We start from the raw sequence: 1,104 nt of genomic DNA on the forward strand, positions 1-1,104 counted from the left end.
GGAAAGTTCATTTAAAACCACAGAGGGCACAAAGGATTCTTTGGTGAACAAGGATGGGTTAGAGAATTGATGCGAAGATTCTAAATCTTCCTTTGAAGGAGGATTTTAAAAAACACGTACATAAGCTAGCAAGGGCTTCAGCCCTGCGTTTGGGTGCAGGGAAAATTTTAATCTCATTAATAGGTAACCGGTCGGACTAAAGTCTTCTCTTATGAACTTAATACTGAATATTGAATAGGTTTTAGATTTGCTCTGGTATATCAGCCAGTATCTTGATCCGCAGCGGGTTAGGAATTGGATGAGGTCTTTAAAGGAGCGGGCACATCATTATATACTAATATGTAATAAGTTGAGAGAGTCGCCCTCTTGATATAAAATGCTGAGTATTAATGAAGCAAAGTAGAAGTATTTGAAAGGCTTTAAGTATGAGCGTTTATTAAAATTAAATAAATCTCACTACTATATGTGTGTATAAAGGGCTAAACTGTATTTTTAAATAACAATTAAAGCAAAAGTTTAAATGGGACAACAACAAGTTTTGTTGATTCTGCTCGTGACAGTGATAGTGGGTATTGCAACAATACTGGCTATTAATACTATGTCCAATACATTACAACAAAACAACATAGACGTGGTTCGAGTCGAACTGTCCGTAATAGCAGCTCAAATGCAGGCCTACTATCAGAAACCAAGTGCCCTTGGTGGAGGGAGTAAATCTTTTGAGGGAGTTACATTTAATACAATAGTATTCCAGGCAGACACTATAAATGCTTCCGGATCAATGGCCCGAAATGAAAACGGAATTTATAGCATTGAATCAGCAACCAGTTCTGAAGTGGTAATTATAGCACAACCGGCATCTGGACCAGCAATGACATTCGAGAATATTACCAATTCAGAAATAACACAACGCGCTACAGTTAGCCTTTCAGATGTAGTAATGCGTTATGAGATCGAGTAAAGAAAGTCGTATTGGTTGAGAGGTGAACTTAACTAGGTAGTCGCCAAGGAATCACAAAACACGGAAAGGGTAAACGACAGAGAGCGCAAAGGGTTCTTGAGGAGCGTCAGGAAGAAACCCATCCCTGTCCCTTCCCTTCGTTG

Annotated in this window: 1 protein-coding gene; it reads left to right on the top strand. The window is 38.9% G+C overall.

What is annotated here, in order from left to right:
* Window positions 1-520 precede the first annotated feature (520 nt).
* Window positions 521-961, top strand: a complete 441-nt coding sequence (locus ABJV04_RS20920; protein ID WP_348493677.1) for a hypothetical protein — start codon at window positions 521-523, stop codon at window positions 959-961.
* Window positions 962-1,104: the final 143 nt, after the last annotated feature.

Origin of the sequence: Aliiglaciecola sp. (genome assembly GCF_039982535.1) — a bacterium.
Classification (GTDB): Bacteria; Pseudomonadota; Gammaproteobacteria; order Enterobacterales; family Alteromonadaceae; genus Aliiglaciecola.

Bases quoted from the DNA above. Each gene is read 5' to 3' on its own strand.
- ABJV04_RS20920 (WP_348493677.1), top strand. From the start codon at position 521: ATGGGACAACAACAAGTTTTGTTGATTCTGCTCGTGACAGTGATAGTG.